Origin of the sequence: Pseudomonas sp. B10(2017) (genome assembly GCF_002113295.1) — a bacterium.
Lineage (GTDB): Bacteria > Pseudomonadota > Gammaproteobacteria > Pseudomonadales > Pseudomonadaceae > Aquipseudomonas > Aquipseudomonas pudica.
Map to the genome: position 1 here is coordinate 64885 of NZ_NEJU01000005.1, position 25878 is coordinate 90762.

The following is a 25878-nucleotide window of genomic DNA, read 5'->3' on the forward strand; positions in this document are numbered from 1 at the left end:
CAACAATGTGTTTGCAGCCCGTTCGCAGCACAAGGCTGCGCCTACAGGATATCGCGTTATCTGTAGGAGCAGCCTTGTGCTGTGAATGGGCTGCAGGGCAGCCCTTGGCGATTTCAGCGCGGATGCACGTGCCCGAACATGCCTTGCGATACCCGCACGCGCTGTTCGGCATCTTCGCTTATGCCATCCTTGGCCAGCGCTTCCAGGTGCGCCTCGATGGCGTGGGTGCGCTGGGTCAGGCCGCAGTCGTTGGCGATCTGGATGTTCAGGCCGGGGCGGGCGTTGAGCTCGAGAATCAGTGGCCCCTTGTCCTGGTCCAGCACCATGTCGACACCGATGTAGCCCAGGCCGCACAGCTCGTAGCAGCCGGCGGCCAGCTTCATGAAGCCGTCCCAGTTCGGCAGTTGCACGCCATCCACCGCGTTGGTGGTGTCCGGGTGCTTGCTGATGATGTTGTTCAGCCAGGTGCCGCGCAGGGTCACGCCGGTAGCCAGGTCGACACCCACGCCGATGGCGCCCTGGTGCAGGTTGGCCTTGCCGCCGGACTGGCGGGTCGGCAGGCGCAGCATGGCCATCACCGGGTAGCCCATCAGCACGATGATGCGAATGTCCGGCACGCCTTCGTAGCTGATGCTCTTGAAGATCTGGTCGGGGGTGACCCGGTACTCGATCAGCGCGCGGTCGCGGTGCCCGCCCAGCGAGTACAGGCCGGTGAGGATGCTCGAGATCTGGTGCTCGATCTCCTCGTGGCTGATGATCTTGCCCGACACCGTGCGGTAGCGGTCCTCGAAGCGGTCGGCGATCACCAGGATGCCGTCACCACCGGCGCCCTGCGCCGGCTTGATGACGAAATCGCTGCGCCCACCAATGATCTGGTGGAGCTTCTCGATCTCTTTCTCGGTCTCGATGATGCCGTACATTTCCGGCACATGGATGCCGGCCGCCAGGGCGCGCTCCTTGGTGATGATCTTGTCGTCGACGATCGGGTACAGGTGGCGCTTGTTGTACTTCAACACGTAGTCCGCGTTGCGCCGGTTGATACCCATGATGCCCCGGGCCTCCAGGGCTTTCCACGTCTTGATCAGGCCAAACATCAGGCGTCAGCCTTCTTCAGGAATGCCTTGAAGCGCACGAGCTCGGTCAGGCGGTAGCCGCGGTAGCGACCCATCGCCAGCATGAAGCCCACCAGGATCAGCAGCACGGCCGGGAAGGTGAACACGAAGTACACCAGCTCCGGCACCATCATCAACAGGTGTGCCAGGGAAGCGGCGAACAGGGTGCCGATGGCCACTTTCATGGCATGGCCGCCGCCACGCTCTTCCCAGGTGATGGACAGGCGCTCGATGGTCATGGTCAGGATCACCATCGGGAACAGCGCTACCGACAGCCCGCGCTCCAGGCCCAGCTTGTGGCTGAACAGGCTGATGGCGGCAATCAGCACCACGACGAAGGTCAGTACCACCGACAGGCGTGGCAGCATCTGCAGCTTCAGGTGTTCCAGGTACGAGCGCAGCGACAGGCCCAGGGCGGTGATTACCGTGAACAGCACGATACCGAAGCCCAGCTGGGTCTCGCGGAAGGCCAGGGCGATCAGCACCGGGGTGAAGGTACCCAGTGTCTGCAGGCCGACCAGGTTGCGCAGCACCAGGATCACCAGCACGCCGATCGGGATCATCACCATGATCATGAAGGTTTGCTGGGTCTGTAGCGGCAGGCCGTACAGCGAATATTCGAGGAAGTCGGCGTCGGTATTCTCGTCAGTCAGCTTGGCCAGGCGGATGGCGTTCATCTCGCTGTTGTTCATGCTGAAGGTAACGTTGGCCTTCTTGCCGCCATCGACGGTGATCAGGTTGTCGTCACCGGTCCACCACAGCAGGCGATCGCTGGGCAGGCCCTGCTCACCGGTGTCCGGGTTGAAGTACAGCCAGTCGGTACCGTTGAAGCTGCGCAGCCACAGTTCCGGGGTTTGCGGGGTGTCGGCCACCAGGCGGATGGTGTGCACCTTCTCCATCGGTACATGGGCGATCGACAGCAGCAGGTCGATGACCTGGGCCTTCTTCATGGCCGTGGTGTCGCCGGCCAGCAGCAGTTTGACGTTGTCGTCGTTGAGGTTGTTGACCCGCTTGATGGTCTCGCTGACGAAGGTCTCGACGTCGGCCGAGTGCTGGCGGATCGGCGCCATCAGGGCCTCGGCGGCAATCTTCTCGGGGCCTTCCACTGCAAGGCTGTCACGGAAGGTGGGGCCTTTGACCGTGGTTTTCTCGTTGCTGTAGCGCTTGGTCAGCACCAGGCGGTAGTAGAGGGTCTGGTTGCCGCTGGCGCGGCGGGCCGACCAGGTGACCTTGCGGTTGCCGTCGGCACGGTTGACGCTCACCCCATAGTTGTTGGAGATGAAGCTCTCGTTGAGGCTGACGTAGTCGCGGTTCAGCGGTGGCACGAACATCTGCACCTTGACCGGGTCCTTGGTGCTGGCCACGAACTCGACCTTGGCGTCGATGTTCCACAGGTCGTCGGTTTCATCCTCGGTTACCGGGATGCCGAGTACGAAGATCTGATAAGCCGTGACCGCCACGCCCAACAGCACCAGCACGGTGATCAGGACTTTCAGATGGAGGGTAAGAGAGCGCATCGGGATTACTCTGCTTTGGGAGCGTCGGTGGCACAGGCAGGTTTGCCGGCCGCGTATTTAAGGCTTGGGTCGACCAGCGCGTCGAAGTGCTTGAGCGCCTCGGAGCCGATCAGCAGCGGGAACTGGAAGGCGCTGCGGTCGGTGAGGTTGACTTCGATGGTGCGCACGGCCTGGCCCATGCAGATTTCAAGTTCGATGACCGGGCGTGCGGTGTAGGCCTTGCCCGATTCAGCATCATAGTCGCCGGCCCGGCGCTTGATCTTGCTTACGCGTGCCAGCGGGCGTTCGATGGGGTGGGAATGGGCGGCGTCGATGGCCAGGTAGAAGCGCACCCAGCTTTCGCCGTTGCGCTTGAAACGCTTGATGTCGCGGGCGCTGAGCGATGCGGTCTTGGCGCCGGTGTCGAGCTTGGCGGCCACTTCCAGGTCCAGGTCGCCCAGGCGTGCATATTCGTTGAGACCGTACACGGTCTTGCCTGCGGCCTGGCCAAGGGCCGGCAGCAGGGTGAGGCAGAGCAGCAATAATGCGGGTGTAAGTCTCATATTCCTGGCGCGGTGCAGTGCAAGGTTCGGGGCTGTTTTCAAAGCCATGTTCAGAGCCGTGTTCAGGGCAAGGCGACTGGCAGCGACTGCGCAAGCTTCCTTGTTCATCTGTCAACAGCATGAATGGATGACAGACAGGCTATCCATACTCCAACGGAGGCGCGGCATTCTATCACGCCGGCGCCTTGACGCCAGCGGTGCGCGATCTGACAGCACCGGGCCGGCGTTAGTTCGTTCTTAGACGATTGTCGACAATATTCATTTTGTCTTTGACTGCTACTGTCGAATTGGCTAATTTCTGGCAAAGAGATTTGCAAGGTGTCGACAATATGCAGGACCTATCCACCCCCAGCCCGGTGCTGGCAGACGAAACGGAAACCTTGTCCGAAAACGTCTTCCGGCGCATCCAGGCGGCCATCGTCAAGGGCGATATCGCCCCCGGCAGCAAGATTTCCGAGCCGGAGCTGGCGCGTACCTACGGCATCAGCCGCGGGCCGCTGCGCGAGGCGATTCACCGCCTCGAAGGCCAGCGCCTGCTGGTGCGCGTGCCGCATGTGGGGGCGCGGGTGGTGTCGCTGAACCACGCCGAACTGATCGAACTGTACGAAATTCGCGAATCGCTGGAAGGCATGGCCTGCCGCCTGGCCGCCGAACGCATGAGCCAGGCCGACATCGACGAACTGCGCCGGGTGCTCGACACCCACGAGCGTGATGCCGCGTTCCAGGCCGGCTTGGGCTATTACCAGCAGGAAGGCGACTACGACTTCCATTACCGGATCATCCAGGGCAGTGGTAACCAGACCCTGGTCAAGATGCTCTGCGGCGAGCTGTACCAGCTGGTGCGCATGTACCGCATCCAGTTCTCCGCAACGCCCAACCGGCCGCGCCAGGCCTTTGCCGAGCACCACCGCATTCTCGATGCCATCGCCGACCGTGACGGCGAGCTGGCCGAACTCCTGATGCGCCGCCACATCGGCGCGTCCAAGCGCAATATCGAGCGTCACTACCTGGACGCCCACAACAACAGCCCACGAGGTGAGAAATGACTGTGAAGAGCACCCCCGGTCAGCGTTTCCGCGACGCCGTTGCCGCTGAACATCCGCTGCAGGTGGTTGGCGCCATCAACGCCAACCATGCCCTGCTGGCCAAGCGCGCCGGCTTCAAGGCCATCTACCTGTCCGGTGGCGGCGTCGCCGCCGGTTCGCTGGGCCTGCCGGATCTGGGCATCAGCGGCCTGGACGATGTACTCACCGACGTGCGCCGCATCACCGACGTGTGCGATTTGCCGCTGCTGGTGGATGTCGACACCGGTTTCGGCGCCTCTGCCTTCAACGTCGCCCGTACCGTGCGCTCGATGAGCAAGTTCGGCGCTGCCGCCATCCATATCGAGGACCAGGTTGGCGCCAAGCGCTGCGGCCACCGCCCGAACAAGGAAATCGTCAGCCAGCAGGAAATGGTCGACCGCATCAAGGCCGCAGTCGATGCCCGTACCGATGACAGCTTCGTGATCATGGCGCGTACCGACGCCCTGGCCGTCGAGGGCCTGAACGCCGCCCTGGACCGCGCCGCCGCCTGTGTCGAGGCTGGTGCCGACATGATCTTCCCGGAAGCCATCACCGAACTGCAGATGTACAAGACCTTCGCCGACCGGGTGAAGGCACCGATCCTGGCCAACATCACCGAATTCGGCGCCACGCCGCTGTACACCACCGAAGAGCTTGCCTCGGTCGATGTCTCGCTGGTGCTGTACCCGCTGTCGGCGTTCCGCGCGATGAACAAGGCAGCCGAGCACGTGTACACCGCGCTGCGCCGCGACGGCACGCAGAAGAACGTGATCGACACCATGCAGACCCGCATGGAGCTCTACGATGCTATTGGTTACCACGCCTTCGAGCAGAGCCTCGATGCGTTGTTTGCCCAGAAAAAAGGTTGAGCCTGTGAGGGCCTTTTCGCCGGCAAGCCGGCTCCCACAGGTGCCGCACAAGGTTCGAGCCCTGTGCAAGACATTGTGGGAGCTGGCTTGCCGGCGATAGGGCCGATGCAGCCACCCCCGAATTAGCCAGAAAGAATCCATAACAAGTTCAAGAAAGGAGAAACACCATGGCCGAAGCAAAAGTACTCAGTGGCGCAGGCCTGCGCGGCCAGGTGGCCGGCCAGACCGCATTGTCGACCGTGGGCCAGGCCGGTGCCGGGCTGACCTATCGTGGTTACGATGTGCGTGACCTGGCGGCGGGTGCCGAGTTCGAGGAAGTCGCTTACCTGCTGCTGTACGGCGAGCTGCCAAGCAAAGCCGAACTGGCCGACTACAAGCGCAAGCTCAAGGGCCTGCGTGACCTGCCGCAAGCCCTGAAGGAAGTGCTCGAGCGCATCCCGCGTGACGCCCACCCGATGGACGTGATGCGCACGGGTTGTTCGGTGCTGGGTACCCTGGAACCCGAACTGACCTTCGATGCCCAGCGTGACAAGACCGATCGCCTGCTGGCGCTGTTCCCTGCGGTGATGTGCTACTGGTACCGCTTCACCCACGACGGCGTGCGTATCGACTGCAGCAGTGACGAAGACACCCTCGGTGGCCACTTCCTGCACCTGCTGCACGGCAAGAAGCCGAGCGAGCTGCACGTAAAGGTCATGAACGTGTCGCTGATCCTCTACGCCGAGCACGAGTTCAACGCCTCGACCTTCACCGCCCGCGTCTGTGCCTCGACCCTGTCCGACCTGTACTCCTGTGTAACCGCTGCCATCGGTTCGCTGCGTGGCCCGCTGCATGGCGGTGCCAACGAGGCGGCGATGGAGCTGATCGAGCGTTTCCAGAGCCCGCAGGAGGCCACTGCCGAGCTGCTGCGCATGCTGGAACGCAAGGACAAGATCATGGGCTTTGGCCACGCCATCTACAAAGAGTCCGACCCGCGCAACGAGGTGATCAAGGGCTGGTCGAAACAGCTCGCCGACGAAGTGGGTGACAAGGTGCTGTACCCGGTTTCCGAAGCTATCGACAAGACCATGTGGGAGCAGAAGCGCCTGTTCCCCAACGCCGACTTCTATCATGCCTCGGCGTACCACTTCATGGGCATCCCGACCAAGCTGTTCACCCCGATCTTCGTCTGCTCGCGCCTGACCGGCTGGGCGGCGCACGTCTTCGAACAGCGCGCCAACAACCGCATCATCCGCCCGAGCGCCGAGTATGTCGGTGTCGAGCAGCGCCAGTTCGTACCGATCGAGCAGCGCTGAGTCATAGATCGCTGGGGCTGCTGCGCAGCCCTTTCGCGACACAAGGCCGCTCCCACAGGGACGGCGCAGTACCTGTGGGAGCGGCCTTGTGTCGCGAAAGGGGCGCGTAGCGCCCCCGAGGCCTGAGCCGCACCTGCCCCCGAATACCGTGACCGAGCCTGATAACGATATGAACACAGCATTCCGCAAGCACCTGCCAGGCACCGACCTGGACTACTTCGATGCCCGCGCGGCGGTCGAGGCAATCAAGCCTGGCGCCTACGACGGCCTGCCTTACACCTCTCGCGTACTCGCCGAAAACCTGGTGCGTCGCTGCGACCCGGCTACCCTCGACGCCTCGCTGGGCCAGCTGATCGAGCGCAAGCGCGACCTCGACTTCCCGTGGTTCCCGGCCCGCGTGGTATGCCACGATATTCTCGGCCAGACCGCACTGGTTGACCTCGCCGGCCTGCGTGACGCCATTGCCGACAAAGGCGGCGACCCGGCCCAGGTCAACCCAGTGGTGCCGGTGCAGCTGATCGTCGACCACTCGCTGGCCGTCGAGTGCGGTGGTTTCGACCCGCAGGCCTTCGAAAAGAACCGCGCCATCGAAGACCGCCGCAACGAAGACCGCTTCCACTTCATCAACTGGACCAAGAAGGCGTTCAAGAACGTCGACGTGATCCAGCCGGGCAACGGCATCATGCACCAGATCAACCTGGAGAAGATGTCGCCGGTGATCCACAACGACCGTGGCGTGGCCTACCCGGACACCTGCGTCGGCACCGACAGCCACACCCCGCATGTCGACGCCCTGGGCGTGATCGCCATCGGCGTGGGTGGCCTGGAAGCCGAGAACGTGATGCTCGGCCGTGCCTCGTGGATGCGCCTGCCGGAAATCGTCGGCGTCGAGCTGACCGGCAAGCTGGCGCCGAACATCACTGCTACCGACCTGGTGCTGGCCCTGACCGAATTCCTGCGCAAGCAGAAAGTCGTCGGCGCCTACCTGGAGTTCCACGGCGAGGGTGCCCGTGCCCTGACCCTGGGCGACCGCGCCACCATCTCCAACATGGCCCCGGAATATGGCGCCACTGCGGCGATGTTCGCCATCGACCAGCAGACCATCGACTACCTGCGCCTGACCGGCCGCGAAGAACAGCAGGTCAAGCTGGTGGAAACCTATGCCAAGGCCGCCGGCCTGTGGGCCGACAGCCTGGGCGGCGCAGTCTACGAGCGCACCCTGAGCTTCGACCTGTCGAGCGTGGTACGCAACATGGCCGGCCCGTCCAACCCGCATGCCCGCGTTGCCACCAGCGACCTGGCGGCCAAGGGCATCGCCGGCAGCTGGGAAGAAGTGCCGGGGCAAATGCCTGATGGCGCGGTGATCATTGCCGCCATCACCAGCTGCACCAACACCAGCAACCCGCGCAACGTGATTGCCGCAGGCCTGCTGGCGCGCAATGCCAACAAGCTGGGCCTGGCCCGCAAGCCGTGGGTCAAGTCGTCGCTGGCGCCTGGCTCCAAGGCCGTGCAGCTGTACCTGGAAGAGGCCGGGCTGGAGAAGGAGCTGGAACAGCTCGGCTTTGGCATCGTCGCCTTCGCCTGCACTACCTGCAACGGCATGTCCGGCGCCCTGGACCCGGTGATCCAGCAAGAAATCATCGACCGTGACCTGTACGCCACTGCCGTGCTGTCGGGCAACCGCAACTTCGACGGGCGCATCCACCCGTATGCCAAGCAGGCTTTCCTCGCCTCGCCGCCACTGGTGGTGGCCTACGCCATCGCCGGTACCATCCGCTTCGACATCGAGAAGGATGTGCTGGGTGTGGTCGATGGCAAGGAAATCCGCCTCAAGGACATCTGGCCCAGCGACGAAGAGATCGACGCCGTGGTGCGTGCCGCGGTCAAGCCGGAGCAGTTCCGCAAGGTGTACATCCCGATGTTCGCCATCGAGGAAGACCGTGGGCCGAAGGTGGCACCGCTGTACGACTGGCGCCCGATGAGCACCTACATCCGCCGCCCGCCGTACTGGGAAGGTGCCTTGGCCGGCGAACGTACCCTGCGCGGCATGCGCCCGCTGGCAGTGCTGCCGGACAACATCACCACCGACCACCTGTCGCCGTCCAACGCCATCATGCTCGACAGCGCTGCCGGCGAGTACCTGGCAAAGATGGGCCTGCCGGAGGAGGACTTCAACTCCTACGCTACCCACCGTGGCGACCACCTGACCGCCCAGCGCGCTACCTTTGCCAACCCCAAGCTGTTCAACGAAATGGTGCGCAAGGAAGACGGCAGCGTGAAGCAGGGCTCGCTGGCGCGTATCGAGCCGGAAGGCAAGGTCACCCGCATGTGGGAGGCGATCGAGACCTACATGGAGCGCAAGCAGCCGCTGATCATCGTCGCCGGTGCCGACTACGGTCAGGGTTCGTCCCGTGACTGGGCGGCCAAGGGCGTGCGCCTGGCCGGTGTCGAAGCGATCGTCGCCGAAGGCTTCGAGCGTATTCACCGTACCAACCTGGTGGGCATGGGCGTGCTGCCGCTGGAGTTCAAGCCGGGCACCGACCGCAAGACCCTCGGCCTGGATGGCAGCGAGACCTATGACGTACTGGGCGCGCGTACGCCGCGGGCGACGCTGACCCTGGTGGTTACTCGCGCCAACGGCGAGCGTCTGGAGGTACCGGTGACCTGCCGTCTGGATACCGCCGAGGAAGTGTCGATCTACGAAGCCGGCGGCGTGCTGCAGCGCTTCGCCCAGGACTTCCTCGAAGCGACCGCCTAATTGCAGGGGGCCGCTTTGCGGCCCATCGCCGGCAAGCCAGCTCCCACAGGGATTGCACATCCTGCAGCCAGCTGGGTTCCTGTGGGAGCTGGCTTGCCGGCGATGGGCTGCATGGCAGCCCCGGGTTTTTATGCCTATCAGACAGGACAGCACATCCATGGCTCATGTACCGCAAGTAAAAATCCCCGCCACCTACATCCGTGGCGGCACCAGCAAAGGCGTGTTCTTCCGCCTGCAAGACCTGCCCGAGCAGGCGCAGATCCCCGGCCCTGCCCGTGATGCACTGCTGCTGCGGGTGATCGGCAGCCCCGACCCCTATGGCAAGCAGATCGACGGCATGGGCGGTGCCACTTCGAGCACCAGCAAGACCGTGATCCTGTCGCAAAGCATCAAGCCTGAACACGATGTCGACTACCTGTTCGGCCAGGTCAGCATCGACAAGGCCTTCGTCGACTGGAGCGGCAATTGCGGCAACCTCTCCGCCGCGGTCGGATCGTTCGCCATCAGCAGCGGCCTGGTCGACCCGGCACGCATTCCGCGCAACGGCATCGCCACCGTGCGCATCTGGCAGGCCAACATCGGCAAGACCATCATCGCCCATGTGCCGATCACCGAGGGAGAAGTGCAGGAAACCGGCGACTTCGAGCTGGACGGGGTGACCTTCCCGGCTGCAGAGGTGCAGCTGGAGTTCCTCGACCCGGCGGCCGATGAAGATGGCGACGGCGGGGCGATGTTCCCCACCGGCAATCTGGTCGATGACCTCGATGTGCCAGGTGTCGGGACGTTCAAGGCGACCCTGATCAATGCCGGTATCCCGACCATCTTCGTCAATGCGGCGGATATCGGCTACACCGGCACCGAACTGCAGGACGCCATCAACGGCGACGCGCAGGCGCTGCTGCGCTTCGAGACGATTCGCGCCTATGGTGCCGTACGCATGGGCCTGATCGACAACGTCGACCAGGCTGCCGGGCGTCAGCACACACCGAAAGTGGCTTTCGTCGCGCCGCCGAGCACCTACACTGCGTCCAGTGGCAAAGCGGTGCAGGCAGGTGATATCGACTTGCTGGTACGGGCCTTGTCGATGGGCAAGCTGCACCATGCAATGATGGGGACGGCCGCGGTGGCCATCGGCACCGCGGCGGCCATTCCGGGCACGCTGGTCAACCTCGCCGCAGGCGGGGGCGAGCGCAGCGCCGTGCGTTTCGGCCACCCCTCGGGCACCCTGCGGGTGGGGGCCGAGGCGCGCCAGGTGAATGGTGAATGGACAGTGACCAAGGCAATCATGAGCCGCAGTGCTCGCGTGCTGATGGAGGGCTGGGTTCGCGTGCCTGGCGATAGCTTCTAACGCACCACTGGCGCTCGGCTTTAGTTCGTTGGGGCCGCTTTGCGCCCCTTCGCGGGCTTGTCCGCGAAGGGGCGCACCGCAGCCCCGGCAATTCTGAAGGGAGCTGGATATGAGCGCCAACGTAGACCTCAACGCCCGCCCGGACTACGACCGGGTGCTGCAAACCCTCGCCGATTACGCCCTCACGTACCGGGTCGAATCCGCCGAAGCCCTGGACACCGCACGCAACTGCCTGATGGATACCCTCGGCTGCGGCCTGCTGGCCCTGCGCTTCCCCGAATGCACCAAACTACTGGGCCCCCAGGTGGAAGGCACCTTTGTGCCCAACGGCGCCCGCGTCCCCGGCACCGCCTACCGCCTGGACCCGGTCAAGGCCGCCTGGGACATCGGTTGCACGGTGCGCTGGCTGGATTACAACGATACCTGGCTGGCCGCCGAATGGGCCCACCCCTCGGACAACCTAGGGGGCATCCTGGCCGTTGCCGATCACCTTTCCCAGAAGCGCGTGGCCGCAGGTGAAACACCGCTACTGATGCGTGATGTGCTCGAAGCCATGGTCATGGCTCACGAGATCCAGGGCGTACTGGCGCTGGAAAACGCCTTCAACCGTGTTGGCCTCGACCACGTGATACTGGTCAAGGTGGCCTCCACCGCCGTGTGCGCCAGGCTGATGGGGGCCAGCCGTGAGCAGATGCTGAGTGCCTTGTCCCACGCCTTCGTCGACGGCCAGGCGCTGCGTACCTACCGCCATGCGCCCAACGCCGGTTCGCGCAAATCGTGGGCCGCCGGTGATGCTTCCAGCCGTGGCGTGCGCCTGGCCGATATTGCCTTGCGTGGCGAGATGGGCGTGCCGGGTGTACTCACTGCGCCACAGTGGGGCTTCTACGATGTGCTGTTCAGCCACACCAACAAGGACCTTGCGCTCAAGCCGTCCGAGCAGCAAGAGCTGCGCGTGCCGCAGGCCCTGGGCAGCTACGTGATGGAGAACGTGCTGTTCAAGGTCAGTTTCCCGGCCGAGTTCCACGCCCAGACCGCATGCGAGGCAGCGGTAACCCTGCATCCACTGGTGCGTAACCGCCTGCACGAAATCGACCGTATCGTCATTACCACCCAGGAGTCGGCAATCCGCATCATTTCCAAGAGCGGCCCGCTGGCCAATGCCGCCGACCGCGATCACTGTCTGCAGTACATGGTGGCGGTGCCGCTGATTTTCGGTCATCTGGTGGCCGAGCATTACGAAGACACCTTCCATGCCAACCATCCCAGTATCGACCGCCTGCGCGAGAAGATGGAGGTGGTGGAAGACCCGCGCTTCAGCCGTGAATACCTGGAGCCGGACAAACGCTCGATCGCCAACGCGCTGCAGGTGTTCTTCAAGGATGGCAGCAGTACCGATCAGGTGGTGGTGGAATACCCGATCGGGCATCGCCGGCGGCGAGGGGAGGGCATACCGTTGCTGGAGGCCAAGTTCAGGGACAACCTGGCGACGCGCTTTGCGCGGCAGCGGTGTGGGGAGATTCTTGAGGTGTGCAAGGACCAGCAAAAGCTGGAACAGATGGCGGTGCACAGGTTTGTCGACCTGTTCGTGATGTGAGGTTGCCTGTGCTGGCCTCTTCGCGGCTAAAGCCGCTCCCACATGGTCCTGCGCAGTCCTCGACAACTGTGGGGGCACTGTGGGGAGCGGCTTTAGCCGCGAAGAGGCCGGTACAGGTTGAAACAAGAAAGCCCCGACATTTCTGCCGGGGCTTTCCTTTACATCCTACAACTCAGCTTACGCCTGAACCACCGGGATCTTGGCGTTGGCTGCCGCTTCGCGGAACTCGGCGATCTGGTCGAAGCTCAGGTAGCGGTAAACGTCGGCAGCCATGCTGTCGATGTCCTTCGCGTACTGCATGTACTCTTCGACGGTCGGCAGCTTGCCGATGATCGAAGCGACAGCAGCCAGCTCGGCCGATGCCAGGTACACGTTGGTGGCGTCGCCCAGACGGTTCGGGAAGTTACGGGTCGAGGTGGAGACCACGGTCGAACCGGTCTGCACACGTGCCTGGTTACCCATGCACAGCGAGCAGCCTGGCATTTCCATGCGCGCGCCAGCCTTGCCGTAGATGCCGTAGTAACCTTCTTCGGTCAGCTGGTGAGCGTCCATCTTGGTTGGCGGAGCCAGCCACAGACGGGTCGGGATGCCGCCCTTGACCTTGTCCAGCAGCTTGCCGGCAGCACGGAAGTGGCCGATGTTGGTCATGCACGAACCGATGAACACTTCGTCGATCTTCTCGCCCTGTACCGAAGACAGCAGGCGGGCATCGTCCGGGTCGTTCGGCGCGCAGAGCACAGGCTCTTTCACCTCGGCCAGGTCGATTTCGATGATTTCGGCGTATTCGGCATCGGCGTCGGCCGACAGCAGCTCAGGCTTGGCCAGCCAGGCTTCCATGGCCTGGGCGCGGCGCTCCAGGGTGCGGGCATCGCCGTAGCCTTCGCCGATCATCCAGCGCAGCAGGGTGATGTTGGACTGCAGGTACTCGGCGATGGCCTTCTCTGGCAGCTTGATGGTGCAACCGGCAGCGGAACGCTCGGCCGAGGCGTCGGACAGCTCGAAGGCTTGCTCGACGGTCAGCTCGTTCAGGCCTTCGATCTCGAGGATGCGGCCGGAGAAGATGTTCTTCTTGCCCTTCTTCTCGACGGTCAGCAGGCCCTTCTGGATGGCGTAGTAAGGGATGGCGTGGACCAGGTCACGCAGGGTGATGCCTGGCTGCAGTTTGCCCTTGAAGCGCACCAGCACGGATTCTGGCATGTCCAGCGGCATGACGCCGGTGGCGGCGGCGAAGGCCACCAGGCCGGAACCTGCCGGGAACGAGATGCCGATCGGGAAGCGGGTGTGCGAGTCGCCACCGGTACCCACGGTGTCAGGCATCAGCATGCGGTTCAGCCAGCTGTGGATGATGCCGTCGCCAGGGCGCAGCGACACGCCGCCACGGGTGCGGATGAAGTCTGGCAGGGTGTGGTGGGTGGTGACGTCGATCGGCTTCGGATAGGCCGCGGTGTGGCAGAACGACTGCATCACCAGGTCAGCGGAGAAGCCCAGGCACGCCAGGTCTTTCAGCTCGTCGCGGGTCATCGGGCCAGTGGTGTCCTGGGAACCGACGGTGGTCATCTTCGGCTCGCAGTAGGCGCCTGGGCGCACGCCCTGGCCTTCTGGCAGGCCGCAGGCACGGCCGACCATTTTCTGTGCCAGGGTGAAGCCCTTGCCCGAATCGGCAGGCTGCTCCGGCTTCTTGAACAGGTCGGAAGCACCCAGGCCCAGTTCGGCACGGGCTTTTTCGGTCAGGCCGCGGCCGACGATCAGCGGGATACGGCCGCCAGCGCGGACTTCATCCAGCAGCACTTCGGTTTTCAGCTCGAAGTTGGTGACCAGTTCGTCGCTACCGTGACGGCGTACTTCGCCCTTGAACGGGTAAACGTCGATGACGTCGCCCATGGCCAGGTTGGTGCAGTCGAATTCGATCGGCAGGGCGCCGGCGTCTTCCATGGTGTTGTAGAAGATCGGGGCGATCTTGGTGCCGAAGCAGAAGCCACCGGCGCGCTTGTTCGGCACGTACGGGATATCGTCGCCGAAGAACCACAGCACCGAGTTGGTGGCGGATTTGCGCGAGGAACCGGTACCGACCACGTCACCGACGTAGGCAACCGGGAAGCCTTTGGCCTTGACGGCTTCGATCTGGGCCAGCGGGCCGACCGAGCCAGGCTGCTGCGGCTCGATGCCGTCGCGGGCCATCTTCAGCATGGCCAGGGCATGCAGCGGGATGTCAGGGCGCGACCAGGCGTCCGGAGCAGGGGACAGGTCGTCGGTGTTGGTTTCGCCAGGCACCTTGAACACGGTCAGGGTGTACTTGTCGGCGATGGCCGGACGCGAGGTGAACCACTCGCCGGCAGCCCAGGATTCCAGCACGGTCTTGGCGTGAACGTTGCCGGCCTTGGCTTTTTCGGCCACGTCGTGGAAGGCATCGAACATCAGCAGGGTGTGCTTGAGCTGTTCGGCCGCGACGGCGCCCAGTTCGGCGTCATCCAGCAGTGCGACCAGCGTTTCGATGTTGTAGCCGCCCTGCATGGTGCCCAGCAGTTCGGTGGCGTGCTTGCGGTCGATCAGTGGCGACTTGGCTTCGCCCTTGGCGACGGCGGAGAGGAAAGCGGCCTTGACGTAGGCGGCTTCGTCGACCCCTGGCGGTACGCGGTTGGTGATCAGGTCTACGAGGAAGGCTTCTTCGCCGGCCGGCGGGTTTTTCAGCAGCTCGACCAGGCCTGCAGTTTGTTCGGCGTTCAGCGGCTGGGGCACGATACCCAGGGCGGCACGCTCTTCGATGTGTTTGCGGTAGGCTTCAAGCACAGTTATTTCCCTCATCAGTGGTCCCTAAAGGGGGTCCGGGACGCTCATCCAGCATTCAATGCACCCATGCGCTGCCACGGCTTTGTGGGCCGCCCAGCCAGAGTCGCAAAGAATCCTTACAGAAGCTGCTTTCAAAGTTTTACGCCAGCAGAACGGGGAGCTGATGAGGGCTGGCACGGGCATGCGAGGGATGCATGGCCCGGGCCAACGCCGTTCTACCGGATGAACTGTGCTCGTGACGCTTTGAAAACAGCTTCCAACGGACATTGTTGCCTTTGAAAAGGCCGGATGATTCTACGGCAAAAAAAGCCCGAAGGTAAGGCGGCGAAGATGACTTTAACGAGTGACCCTGGTTAGACAAAGGGCTAACATGGGACCGTGTTCCACCGCCAAGCTGTTGTTTTTCATGTCCAACAAGTCCATCAAGACCCCTTGTGTCGGCCTGTGCTCCACGGTGTACGGGGACACGGTTTGCCGTGGCTGCAAGCGGTTCCACCACGAAGTGATCAACTGGAACGGCTACGACGATGCGCAGAAGCGCGCCGTGTGGCTGCGCCTTGAGCAGCTGCTGGTGCAGGTGATGATGGCCAAGCTGGAGGTGTTCGATAAAGGCCTGCTGCGCCAGCAACTGGAGCAGCGTTCCATCCGCTTTGTCGAGCAGCAGTCGGAATACTGCTGGGCGTACCAGCTGATTGCCCGCGGAGCGCGAATGATCCGTGACCTGGAGGCCTATGGCATGGTGCTTTTGCCGGAATTCCGCGACTGGGAGCTGCCGCAGTTGCGCGACGCCATCGACCGCGAGTTCTTCCTGCTGTCCGAGGCGCATTACCAGCGCTACATCGCCCCGGCGTTCCTGCAACAGGCTTTGGAGTAGGCTGTTTCCCGCTGATTTCGGGCGGCATTTCTCGCGTAGTGTCCGGCGTTTTCCATGTACAGGAAGCGCCCATGAGTGACTATGTCTACCATCCGGAATTTTCCTTTCTGGCTCGCTGCTGGTGGCAGCTGAGCGATGAGGTCCTGCGCGCCGATCAGTGGGACGCTTCGATCGCCAAGCTCGCTCCCATGTGGCTGCATTACGGCGGGGCCGCGCTTCACAACGATCACTGGTACAGGTACCTGCGGGCCGAGCCCGAAGGCACAGGGCAATTGCGACTGCAGACTTGGAGCTATACCAAGCCCGGTCATGTCTATGGCGAGCTGTTCTGGTTCGGTGCCTATATCAGCGGTACAGACCGAACCGGTGCGACGCTGCGTTATGAAATACGGCCTTATGACCGGAACTGGAAACCGCTGAACCGGATTGTCCACGGTAACCCGGGCGCGCTGTCAGGCTATGCAGGCGTCAAGGACCAGACCGAGGCGGCGGCCGGGCGCCAGCGTCTGACCGACCCGCAGCACCTTTGGAGCCTGTCGGGTATGAACCACGAGGATATCAAGCGCGGGGCGCGGTTATGCAATGTCGTTCTGGTCAACGCCGCCGGGCAACGGGCCAGACGCTTGGCCAACCGGGGGGCGTGGCTTATAAACACGTTGTCCGGCCAACCGGGCCTGATGGCCCTGGAAGTGCTGGACTACGCCCATGAAGCGCGTGAGGTCGCCTGGGGCTCGGGCCTGCAGCGCGCAGGCAGCAGTCATGTGTTCAAGGCAGAGCACAGTTTCATCGCCAGCCTGTACTGGCGGGCCGACGGAACACCAGCCGGGCCTACCGGCTCCACTGACGGCCTGCAGGGCTTGGTGGCAGCTCGTTTTGACGAAGGCTCGGAGTGGAACCCACGGGCAAGGTTGAGTGTGGAGCAGGCCGATGCTTTGGGTATGCGTTGGCGCGAGGGTGAAACCCGCCCGGCATGCGAGCGTTTCTGGTTTGCTGCCTACCTCAGTAACGGGGTGTATGCGTACGAAGTCTGGCCGCTCGACAAGCGTGGTCGGCGCTTGAACTTCACCCTTCGCAAACAGAAAGGCTGGACCATGAACCTGGCGCAGCGTTGGCAGGCGAATCGTGCAGAGGCGGATTTTCTCTGGCATCTGGACGGGTTGGACCCGGCTGCCTTGCAAGTGGGGGCAACAGTGGCCAACGTGAAGCTCCGGCACAGCAGTGGCCGTGTCGTGAAGCTGGCAGATCGTGCCGAACGCAGGCTGGGGACGGAGGCGCTGGGTGAAGAAGGATCCCTGACTGTGCAGGTAGTGGAAACCTCAGCCAGGTTCTAGGGGGCGCAAGGGCGCTGATACAGCGCCCTTGCCAGGGTTCAGTCACCGCTGTACTCGCAGCCACTGGTGCAGGTCTCGTGGATGCGGACCTTCGACAGTTCCGGCAGCAGCGGTTTGACCTGGTCCCAGATCCACTTGGCGATCACTTCGCTGGTGGGGTTTTCCAGGCCAGGAATGTCGTTCAGGTAGTTATGGTCCAGTTGCTCGTAGATCGGCTTGAAGATCGCCTTGATCTCGGCGAAGTCCCGGATCCAGCCGGTGTGCGGGTCGAGCGGGCCGGTCAGGTGCAGGCCGACCTTGAACGAGTGGCCGTGCAAGCGACCACATTTGTGCCCGGCAGGGACGTGAGGCAGGCGATGGGCCGATTCGAATGTGAATTCCTTGAAGATTTCCACGCTGTCATAACTCTATGTGAATCAAGAATGCGCGCAGTCTACCAGCATGGCCGCTACAAGGCTTGCAGGCGTTCATGCAACCGCCCGGTGGCAATCAGCTCCAGCAACTCGTCGCCCAGCCGCTGGCTCTCGGCAATGGCCTTGTACCAGTAGCGCTTGCGGCCAGGCGCATCGCCCATGAAACGCTTGAAGTCGTTGCGGTCGGGCAGCTTGCCGTAGGGCAGCGCCGCCAGGTACTGCGGCGAGGGTGTCATCAGCAGCACGTTCTGCAGGCGGGTGGCATCGCCCTTGCGCCAGGGCAGGGCTTTGTCGAACCAGCCGGGTACGACCTTGTCGGTGAAGTGCGGGTACAGCACCAGGTCGTCGCCACGGTAGGGCAGGTCGAGGTGGTAGTCGAGCAAGCCGCCGTCGCGGTAGGTACCTGCACCTGCGCCGGGGATGTCTTTCACACCCTCCATGACCATGGGGATGGAGCCCGAGGCGAGCAGGGCATGGCGCAGGTTGGTCAGGTCCAGCGGCAGGCAGCGTGAGGGGAAGTCGGTCAGTGCGTCGAGCGGCGGCGTGGCGCGGCCGTCATGCAGGATGATGCGCTCGAAATGCCGGGCCAGGCGTGAACGGCCGAGCAAGTTGCTGGCGATCACAGAACCCAGACCGAAGCCCAGGCGGCCGCGATGGTCGTGGGCGAGCTGGCCATGGCTCTTCACTACCAGGATGTTCAGGCGATAGTGCGGGTTGGCCAGCAGCTGGCCGTCGCGGCCTTGCAGCAGGTCATCCAGCATGTGTTGGCAGCTACGGCTGATTTCGGCCGGGGTGACGCCCTTGGCGAAATCCTGCTCGGTGTACAGTTCGCCCAGACGACGGATGCCTGCGACCGGGTCGTCGAGGCAGGCACTGGCGAAGCGCCAGGCGCCGATCGAGGCGCCGATCAGCGCACGTTGGCGTGGTGCCGACGGTAGCCACTCACCGAACAGCGCCAGGTCCAGGCCCTGGATGCCCAGCGGCTTCGGCCCGCCAGCCGCACCTGGCAGCACTCCGACATCGGCCGCCTGCAGGCCGCGCTCGCGGACCTGCCGCAGGGCACGTTGGCCGGCCTTGAAGGTCAGGGCGGGGTATTTGATGTGAATGGCGCTCATGGCGGACCTCTTGGGCGGCAGGCGGGTCATTATAGGGCTTCATACGAATACCCTGTGGCTTTAGCCGCGAAGAATCCAGCGCGGTGCATGGCACCGGCTGTGCCGGTGTTCGCGGGTGAAGCCGCTCCCACAGGGGCGCGCAGTATTTGGTGATGGCGAGACAGTAGCCTGACCTGCGCTATCATGGCGCCAGTTGTTTTCAGGTTGAATTAAGGACCGGTGGTTAATCTTAACCCCGTAGACAACTTGCACAGTTCTCAGGAGAGAAGAACGATGAAACGCATGACTGCCCTGTTCACCGTAGCCGCCGCCCTTGCCCTGGGCGCCCATTCCGCCATCGCCAAGGATGTGCAGCCCGACGAAGTGGTCAAACTGGTCAATGCCAAGACCGTCAAGTCGCTGGACGAACTCAAGGCCGCCGCCGTGGCCAAGCACCCAGGTGCCACCGTCACCGACTCGGAGCTTGAAGACGAGTACGGCCGCTACATCTACAAGGTCGAGCTGCGCGACACGCAGAACGTCGAATGGGATGTGGCGCTGGACGCCAAGACCGGTGAAGTGCTGAAGGACGAGCGGGACAACTGATGATCCACCTACTGCGGCCGGCGCGCTACCTCGCGCTGGCCCTGCTGGCCGTGTGTTCCCTGGCCGTTGCCCGCGACCTGGACCAGGACGAAGCCCTGGAGCTGCGCCAGAAGGGCATCATCCTGCCGCTCGAGCATCTTCTGGAAACCGCCCTGGGGCGTCACCCCGGGGCGCGCCTGCTGGAGGCCGAGCTGGAAGAAGACGACAATCGCTACGAATACGAAGTCGAGTTGCTGACGGCTGAAGGCGTGGTGCGCGAGATCAAGCTCGACGCCAGCAGCGGTGCCCTGCTCAAAGACGAGGAAGACGACTGAATGCGCCTGTTGCTTGTCGAGGACAATGTACCGCTGGCCGATGAACTGACCGCCGGCCTGCAGCGCCAGGGCTACGCCGTGGACTGGCTGGCCGACGGCCGTGACGCGGTGTACCAGGGCCAGAGCGAACCCTACGATTTGATCATCCTGGACCTTGGCCTGCCGGGCCTGCCGGGCCTGGAAGTGCTGGCCCAGTGGCGTGCTGCCGGCCTGGCCACGCCGGTGTTGATCCTTACTGCCCGTGGCTCGTGGGCCGAGCGTATCGAAGGGCTGAAGGCCGGGGCCGATGACTATCTGAGCAAACCCTTCCACCCCGAAGAGCTGCAGTTGCGCATCCAGGCGTTGTTGCGCCGTGCCCGTGGCCTGGCCAACCAGCCGACGCTGGAAGCGGCCGGCCTGCACCTGGACGAAAGCCGGCAGTGCGTGAGCCGGGACGGCGTGGATATCCAGCTGACCGCCGCCGAGTTCCGGCTGCTGCGCTACTTCATGCTGCATCCGCAGCAGATCCTGTCCAAGAGCCACCTGGCCGAGCACCTCTACGACGGTGAAACCGAGCGCGACTCCAACGTGCTGGAAGTGCACGTCAACCACTTGCGACGCAAGCTGGGCCGCAGCGTCATCGAGACCCGCCGCGGGCAAGGCTACATCTACGCCGGGAGCGCCGCGTGAAGTCGATCCAGGCGCGCCTGAGCCTGGGCCTGGTGGCGGTGCTGGTGGTGGTCGGTCTGGTGCTGGCACAGCTGACCTTGTGGCTGTTCGAAGTCGGCCTGCAGCGCTACCTGGAGAACGGCCTGCGCAAGGAAAGCGAAAACCTGCTGGTGGCCCTGGTGCGCGGGCCTTCGGGCCTGCAGCTGGATGAGCGGCGTATCTCGGCCGCCTACCAGCGGCCGTTTTCCGGCTATTACTTCCGCATCGATTTCGATAAAGGCACCTGGCGTTCCCGTTCGCTGTGGGATCTGGACATGCCCAAGCCCGCCGCGCCGGGCCTTTCCGACAGCCACGAACTCGGCCCGGAAGGCCAGCAGCTGCTGGCCCTGCGTGCCGATTACCGGCGCCTGGGCCAGGACATCTCGATCAGCGTGGCACAGGATTATTCACCGGTACGCGAAGGTTTCCGGCGCCTGCAGCAGATCGGCCTGGGCATGGGCCTGGTGGCGCTGATCCTGGTGCTGGTGTTGCAGCGCATCACCGTGACCCGCTCGCTGCGGCCGCTGGAGCGGGCACGCCAGCAGATCGCCCAGTTGCAGCAGGGCCAGCGTTCGCAGCTGGATGCCGAAGTGCCCAGCGAACTGGCGCCGCTGGTGGGGCAGATCAACCACCTGCTGAGCCATACCGAAGACAGCCTGCGCCGTTCCCGCAATGCCCTGGGCAATCTGGGCCATGCACTGAAGACGCCACTGGCGGTGTTGCTGAGCCTGGCCTCCAGCGAGCGCCTGAAGGACCTGCCGGATGTTCGCACGCAGATGCGTGAGCAACTGGAGCAGATTCAGCAACGCCTGGCGCGTGAGCTGAACCGTGCGCGCCTGGCGGGGGATGCGCTGCCTGGCGCACAGTTCGATTGCGACCTCGAGCTGCCGGGGTTGCTGGGGACGCTGGGCATGATCCATGGTGAGGGCCTGCTGCTGGCCAGGGACGTACCGCCCGGGCTGCTGCTGCCGTGGGACCGGGAGGACTTCCTGGAACTGCTCGGCAACCTGCTGGACAACGCCTGCAAGTGGGCCGACAGCGAGGTACGGCTGGGAATTGCGCCGAATGCCGAGGGCTACCAGGTGTGGGTCGATGATGATGGCCCCGGTATCCCCGAAGGCCAGCGGCAACAGGTGCTGGAGCGCGGCTCGCGGCTGGACGAGCAGGTCGACGGGCACGGGCTGGGGTTGGGCATCGTGCGCGATATCGTCGAGGCCTGGGGCGGGCGCCTGGCGCTGCTGGATAGCCCCCTGGGCGGCTTGCGGGTAAGCATCGACTTGCCGCGCAAGGCTCGGTGATATCGGGGCCGCTTTGCGGCCCATCGCCGGCAAGCATGACTCCGTGGGCCATATCACCACTGCAAAAAAATTGCAGTACAGCCGCATTTTTTTGAATTAGCCCAATCCCACCCCACCCGGCAAAATTCCCACACGAAACCCTGCGGTTTCCATCTCTCCACGGACGGAGCCCCTTGTGCTATTGCAACCGCAATACGAGGCCCAGGCCACCTTGGCTGGGCTTTCTTTTCAACCAGAAAAACTAAAGATTCCGATTACCTACATGTCTGCCTCGCGTTCCGAAAGTCGTCTGCAGCGGCTGTTGCCAGCGCCCCTGAATATTCCCCCCAAAGAATGGTTGCGTGCCGGTATCGGCGCGTTGCTCGGCCTGTTCCTTGCCGGCTGGCTGACCAGCATGGCCTATGGCCCCAGCATTGCCTTGCACCTGCTCGGCCCGCTGGCGGCTTCGGCCGTGCTGGTGTTCGCCGTGCACTCCGGTCCGTTGGCCCAGCCTTGGCCGGTGCTGGGCAGCTACGCCCTGGCCGGTGTGGTCGGCCTGGCCATGCGCCAGGGCTTCGGCCCGGAGTTGTGGGTGGCCGCTGCCGCCCTCGGTATCTCGATCCTGGTGATGTGCCTGCTGCGCTGCCTGCACCCGCCAGGTGGCGGGGTGGCGGTGAGCGCGGTGCTGGCCGACCCGGGGCTGACCGCCATGGGCGATCACCTGCTGGAGCCGGTGCTGCTCAATGCACTGATTCTGGTAGCGGTGGCGATCCTCTACAACCGCCTTACCGGCGTGCGGTACCCGAAAGGCGCGGTGCCGCGCAAGGACCTGCACCACACCCATGACCCGCTGCCCAGCGAGCGGGTAGGCATCCGTGGGGAAGACCTGGACCAGGCCCTGGAAGACCTGGGCGAGTTCGTCGACGTCACCCGGGACGAACTGGAACGCATCATCCTGGCCACCGAGCAACATGCCCTGCAGCGCAGCCTCGGTGGCATCACCGCAGCCTCGGTGATGTCCCGCGACGTGCAGTTCGCCACCCCCGATACCACTCTGGAGCAGGCCTGGAAACTGCTGGCCAGCCACCATCTGAAAACCCTGCCGGTGCTGCAGCAGGGCAAACTGGTGGGAATCGTCAGCCTCAGCGACCTGGTCGGCCCGGCCATGCAGCGTGGTAGCTTCAGTTGGCGCGGTTTGTTCGGCCGCAAGGCGGTGCGCATGGAGCAGGTGATGAGCCGCCGGGTAATCAGCGTCAGCAGCCAGCACCCGTTGGAGCGCTTGCTGCCGTTGCTGTGCGAACAGGGCCTGCATTGCCTGCCGGTGCTCGATGCCGACCAGTTGGTGGGCGTGATCACCCAGACCGACCTGATCGCCGGCCTCAAGCGCCAGCTGCTCAGCAAGGCCGAGGCTTCAGATAACCGGGTCCCAGCGTTGTGACCAGTCGCTGGCGCCGTCGGCCACCAGCCGGCGCAGGATGGCGAAGGCCTGTTGCAGGGCTTCGCTGTCGCGCTTGCGCGGGTACACCAGGAAGGTCGGGTAGGTGAATTCTGGCGCCTGCGGTACCCGCTCGAACACCCCGCTGTCCAGATAGGCCTGCACCACCCGCGTGCGGAAGTAGCCGCTGCCGCCCTGGTCAAGTATGAACTGCAAGGCCAGCGGGCCCAGGTTGAAGCTCAGCGCCGGGCGCGCGCAGTCGGGCAGGGCGGCATCGTGCTGGCGACGGAAGGCTTCGCCCCAGTCGATATAGATGTACGGGGCCGGCTGGTTGACCCGGCGCACACGAATCAGCTTCTCCTCCATCAACTGCTCCACCTGCAAGCCTGGACCGTAGGTCGGCTGGTAGACCAGCGCGGCATCCAGCAGGCCCATCTCGACCTTGCGCAGCAGCGCTTCGCCGTCGCTCACCTCGCTGCGGATGGCGTGGCTGGGCAGCTCGCGGTGCAGGGCACTGACCCAGTCGAGCAGCATCGGGTTGCCCAGGCTCACCTCACCGCCCACGTGCAGCACTTGCTGGCAACCCTCGGGCAGCGGCAGGTCGCGCCGCGCCGCTTCCCAGGTTTGCACCATCTGGTTGGCATAACTGACGAATGCCTCGCCGTCGCTGGTGAGGCTGGCGCCGTTGCGGCTGCGCACGAACAGCTGGCAGCCCAGTTGCTGTTCCAGGCGCTGCACCCTTGCGGTGATCGCCGTCTGTGACACGAACAGGCGTTCGGCGGCGGCGACCAGGCTGCCGCAACGCACGATTTCCAGAAAGGTACGGGCCTGATCGATGTCCATGAGCTGCTCGGTGGCTGAAGGGGCTGCCTATTCTAGAGGCTTTGCACCGTTGTGGGGCGTTTTTGCGTTGTCTGCAAATTTGCAGGTCGGTTGTGACTTTAGTCCCATGGCGGCGCGGGTGTAGCGGTCCATACTCAAGTTTCGCCCTTCAATAACAACAAGTACCGGGTTTCTTTCGATATGAGCTACCAGCACAGCTACGCCCATTCCATTTCCGACCCTGCCGCGTTCTGGGCGGAACAGGCCGCGCATCTGGCCTGGCACCGCAAGCCTGCCCTCACGCTGCAAGACAATGCCGACGGCACCCACCGCTGGTTTTCCGATGGCCGCCTGAACAGCTGTTACCTGGCCCTCGATCACCAGATCGAGCAGGGCCGTGGCGAGCAGTTGGCGCTGATTTACGACTCGCCGGTGACCGGTGTGCAGCAGGCCTACACCTATCACCAACTGCGCGACGAGGTGGCGCGACTGGCCGGCTTGTTGCGCCAGTTGGGGGTGAACAAGGGCGATGGCGTGATCATCTACATGCCCATGGTGCCGCAGGCGGCCATGGCCATGCTGGCCTGCGCGCGGATTGGCGCAGTGCACTCGGTGGTGTTCGGTGGCTTTGCCGCCAACGAGCTGGCCTTGCGCATCGACGATGCCCGGCCGACGCTGCTGCTGACGGCGTCCTGCGGGCTGGAGTTCGAGCGGGTAATCGAATACAAGCCGCTGGTCGATCGTGCCCTGCAACTGGCCCGTCACCAGCCGCGCAATGTGCTGGTGCTGCAGCGCCCGCAGGCGCGTGCCCAGCTGCATCCGGGCCGCGACCTGGACTGGCAGGCGGCATTGGCCGAAGCCGAGCCGGTGGCACCGGTGGAACTGGATGCGGGCGACCCGCTTTACATCATGTATACCTCTGGCACCACCGGCAAACCCAAGGGCATCGTGCGGGAAAACGGCGGCAATGCCGTGGCGCTGTGCTACGCCATGCGCCATATCTACGGCATGCAGGCCGGCGATGTTTGGTGGGGCATATCCGACGTGGGCTGGGTGGTCGGCCATTCGCTGATCGTCTATGGGCCGCTGATGAGCGGCTGCACCACAGTGTTCTACGAAGGCAAGCCGATTCGCACCCCGGACGCCTCGGCCTATTGGCGGGTGGTGGAGCAATACAAGGTCAACGCATTGTTCTGCGCCCCTACGGCCATGCGCGCCATCCGCAAGGAAGACCCTGAGGGCGAGCTGATCCGCAAGCACGACCTGAGCTCGCTGCGCCAGCTGTTCCTGGCTGGCGAGAAACTGGATTCGAGCACCCACGAATGGCTGGAACGGGTCAGTGGCAAGCCGGTGCACGACCATTGGTGGCAGACCGAGACCGGCTGGCCGGTCACCGCGCCCTGCGTCGGGCTGGAAGGCAGCGCGGCGAAGCCAGGGTCGAGCAACCGTGCGGTGCCGGGCTACCACGTGCGCGTGCTGGATGACGAGGGCCACTTGCTGGGGCCGAACCATCAGGGCTCGATCGTCATCGCCCTGCCATTGCCGCCCGGGTGCAGCCAGACGCTGTGGGGGGACCATGAGCGTTATCTGCAGGCCTACCTGCGGACCTACCCGGGGTATTACCACACGGGTGATGGTGGCTACCTGGACGATGACGGCTTCGTCTACATCATGGGGCGCACGGATGACGTGATCAACGTGTCCGGGCACCGGCTGTCCACTGGCGAGATGGAGGACCTGGTGGCGCGCCACCCAGCGGTGGCCGAGTGCGCGGTGATTGGTGTGCATGACGAGATCAAGGGGCAGGTGCCGTTGGCCCTGGTGGTGCTCAAGGACGGCGAAGGCATTGCCGAGGCGCAGTTGCTGGTGGACCTGGTGGGTAGCGTGCGCGAGGAGATTGGCGCGTTGGCGTGTTTCAACCGAGTGCGGTTGGTGAAGCGGCTGCCCAAGACCCGCTCCGGGAAGATTCTGCGGGCGGTGTTGCGCAAGATTGCCGACGGGCAGGACTATGTGCCGCCATCGACCCTGGATGACCCTGCGGTGCTGGGGGAGATCGAGGCGGTGCTGGCGGATTTGCCCAGGGCGGGTTGATGTTTTGACTTTGCCGGCCTCTTCGCGGGTAAACCCGCTCCCACAGGT

The 25878-nt window shown here is 64.0% G+C and carries 21 protein-coding genes; 14 read left to right on the forward strand and 7 right to left on the reverse strand.

Going from position 1 to position 25878, the window contains the following annotated elements:
• Nucleotides 1-113: 113 nt before the first annotated feature.
• From CAF92_RS08450 to CAF92_RS08460, 3 genes are read right to left on the reverse strand one after another with little or no spacing between them, the layout of a single operon-like run.
• On the reverse strand, nt 114-1094 hold the full coding sequence (locus CAF92_RS08450; protein WP_046615737.1) for an alpha-L-glutamate ligase-like protein: 981 nt from the start codon (nt 1092-1094) through the stop codon (nt 114-116).
• The gene (locus tag CAF92_RS08455; protein WP_025338437.1) at nt 1094-2629 is read right to left on the reverse strand and encodes an inactive transglutaminase family protein; all 1536 of its coding nucleotides are present in this window, start codon (nt 2627-2629) and stop codon (nt 1094-1096) included. Before CAF92_RS08455 ends, CAF92_RS08450 begins: the two co-directional genes overlap by 1 nt.
• Before the next feature lie 5 nt (nt 2630-2634).
• Nucleotides 2635-3171 (reverse strand): ATP-dependent zinc protease, encoded by a 537-nt coding sequence (locus CAF92_RS08460; RefSeq protein ID WP_046615736.1) that lies wholly within the window; start codon nt 3169-3171, stop codon nt 2635-2637.
• A gap of 329 nt (nt 3172-3500) precedes the next feature.
• Between CAF92_RS08460 and CAF92_RS08465 the strand changes: the two genes are divergently transcribed.
• The 6 genes from CAF92_RS08465 (at nt 3501) to prpD (ending at nt 12099) form a co-directional block, all read left to right on the forward strand.
• Complete coding sequence (locus CAF92_RS08465; protein WP_025338439.1) at nt 3501-4217, forward strand: GntR family transcriptional regulator; 717 nt, start codon at nt 3501-3503, stop codon at nt 4215-4217.
• Nucleotides 4214-5104 (forward strand): methylisocitrate lyase, encoded by an 891-nt coding sequence (gene prpB, locus CAF92_RS08470; protein ID WP_085600202.1) that lies wholly within the window; start codon nt 4214-4216, stop codon nt 5102-5104. The genes CAF92_RS08465 and prpB overlap by 4 nt, the downstream gene beginning before the upstream one ends.
• Nucleotides 5105-5271: 167 nt before the next feature.
• Nucleotides 5272-6399, forward strand: a complete 1128-nt coding sequence (prpC, locus tag CAF92_RS08475; protein WP_085600205.1) for a 2-methylcitrate synthase — start codon at nt 5272-5274, stop codon at nt 6397-6399.
• A 169-nt stretch (nt 6400-6568) separates the two neighbouring features.
• Nucleotides 6569-9157, forward strand: coding sequence for a Fe/S-dependent 2-methylisocitrate dehydratase AcnD (gene acnD, locus CAF92_RS08480; protein ID WP_046615750.1), 2589 nt, complete (start codon nt 6569-6571; stop codon nt 9155-9157).
• 157 nt (nt 9158-9314) lie between these two features.
• Entirely contained in the window at nt 9315-10505 is a 1191-nt protein-coding gene (prpF, locus tag CAF92_RS08485) for a 2-methylaconitate cis-trans isomerase PrpF (RefSeq protein ID WP_046615734.1), read from the forward strand.
• 109 nt (nt 10506-10614) lie between these two features.
• Nucleotides 10615-12099 (forward strand): 2-methylcitrate dehydratase, encoded by a 1485-nt coding sequence (prpD, locus tag CAF92_RS08490; RefSeq protein WP_085600207.1) that lies wholly within the window; start codon nt 10615-10617, stop codon nt 12097-12099.
• Nucleotides 12100-12276: 177 nt separating this feature from the next.
• Here the strand turns inward: prpD and acnB are convergent, their stop codons facing one another.
• Complete coding sequence (gene acnB / locus CAF92_RS08495; protein WP_046615732.1) at nt 12277-14886, reverse strand: bifunctional aconitate hydratase 2/2-methylisocitrate dehydratase; 2610 nt, start codon at nt 14884-14886, stop codon at nt 12277-12279.
• Nucleotides 14887-15292: 406 nt separating this feature from the next.
• Between acnB and CAF92_RS08500 the strand changes: the two genes are divergently transcribed.
• Both CAF92_RS08500 and CAF92_RS08505 read left to right on the forward strand, forming a co-directional pair.
• Nucleotides 15293-15760: a DUF1289 domain-containing protein gene (locus CAF92_RS08500; protein WP_161795747.1), complete on the forward strand. Its 468-nt coding sequence runs from the start codon at nt 15293-15295 to the stop codon at nt 15758-15760.
• Nucleotides 15761-15831: 71 nt separating this feature from the next.
• Nucleotides 15832-17091: a hypothetical protein gene (locus tag CAF92_RS08505; protein ID WP_085600209.1), complete on the forward strand. Its 1260-nt coding sequence runs from the start codon at nt 15832-15834 to the stop codon at nt 17089-17091.
• 38 nt (nt 17092-17129) lie between these two features.
• Here CAF92_RS08505 and queD read toward each other — a convergent pair whose 3' ends face one another.
• Nucleotides 17130-17486, reverse strand: a complete 357-nt coding sequence (gene queD, locus CAF92_RS08510; protein WP_025338446.1) for a 6-carboxytetrahydropterin synthase QueD — start codon at nt 17484-17486, stop codon at nt 17130-17132.
• 53 nt (nt 17487-17539) lie between these two features.
• Nucleotides 17540-18619: a hypothetical protein gene (locus CAF92_RS08515; RefSeq protein WP_085600211.1), complete on the reverse strand. Its 1080-nt coding sequence runs from the start codon at nt 18617-18619 to the stop codon at nt 17540-17542.
• Between the two features lie 273 nt (nt 18620-18892).
• On the opposite strand from CAF92_RS08515, the gene CAF92_RS08520 reads away from it, so the two are divergent.
• From CAF92_RS08520 to CAF92_RS08540, 5 genes are all read left to right on the forward strand, one after another.
• Nucleotides 18893-19204, forward strand: a complete 312-nt coding sequence (locus CAF92_RS08520; protein WP_085600213.1) for a PepSY domain-containing protein — start codon at nt 18893-18895, stop codon at nt 19202-19204.
• Nucleotides 19204-19518 (forward strand): PepSY domain-containing protein, encoded by a 315-nt coding sequence (locus tag CAF92_RS08525; protein WP_085600216.1) that lies wholly within the window; start codon nt 19204-19206, stop codon nt 19516-19518. The genes CAF92_RS08520 and CAF92_RS08525 overlap by 1 nt, the downstream gene beginning before the upstream one ends.
• Nucleotides 19519-20187, forward strand: a complete 669-nt coding sequence (locus tag CAF92_RS08530; RefSeq protein ID WP_039614066.1) for a response regulator transcription factor — start codon at nt 19519-19521, stop codon at nt 20185-20187.
• Nucleotides 20184-21503 carry a sensor histidine kinase gene (locus CAF92_RS08535; RefSeq protein ID WP_046615726.1) on the forward strand — a complete coding sequence of 440 codons (1320 nt, stop codon included), beginning with the start codon at nt 20184-20186 and terminating at the stop codon, nt 21501-21503. The genes CAF92_RS08530 and CAF92_RS08535 overlap by 4 nt, the downstream gene beginning before the upstream one ends.
• Nucleotides 21504-21765: 262 nt before the next feature.
• A complete protein-coding gene (locus CAF92_RS08540) occupies nt 21766-22920 on the forward strand; it encodes an HPP family protein (RefSeq protein WP_085600218.1) in 1155 nt (384 codons plus the stop codon).
• On the opposite strand, the gene CAF92_RS08545 is transcribed toward CAF92_RS08540, so the two are convergent.
• The gene (locus tag CAF92_RS08545; protein WP_085600220.1) at nt 22894-23760 is read right to left on the reverse strand and encodes a LysR family transcriptional regulator; all 867 of its coding nucleotides are present in this window, start codon (nt 23758-23760) and stop codon (nt 22894-22896) included. The genes CAF92_RS08540 and CAF92_RS08545 overlap by 27 nt on opposite strands.
• Nucleotides 23761-23940: 180 nt before the next feature.
• Here CAF92_RS08545 and CAF92_RS08550 point away from each other — a divergent pair, with 180 nt between their 5' ends.
• Nucleotides 23941-25830, forward strand: coding sequence for a propionyl-CoA synthetase (locus CAF92_RS08550; protein WP_085600222.1), 1890 nt, complete (start codon nt 23941-23943; stop codon nt 25828-25830).
• Nucleotides 25831-25878 lie beyond the last annotated feature (48 nt).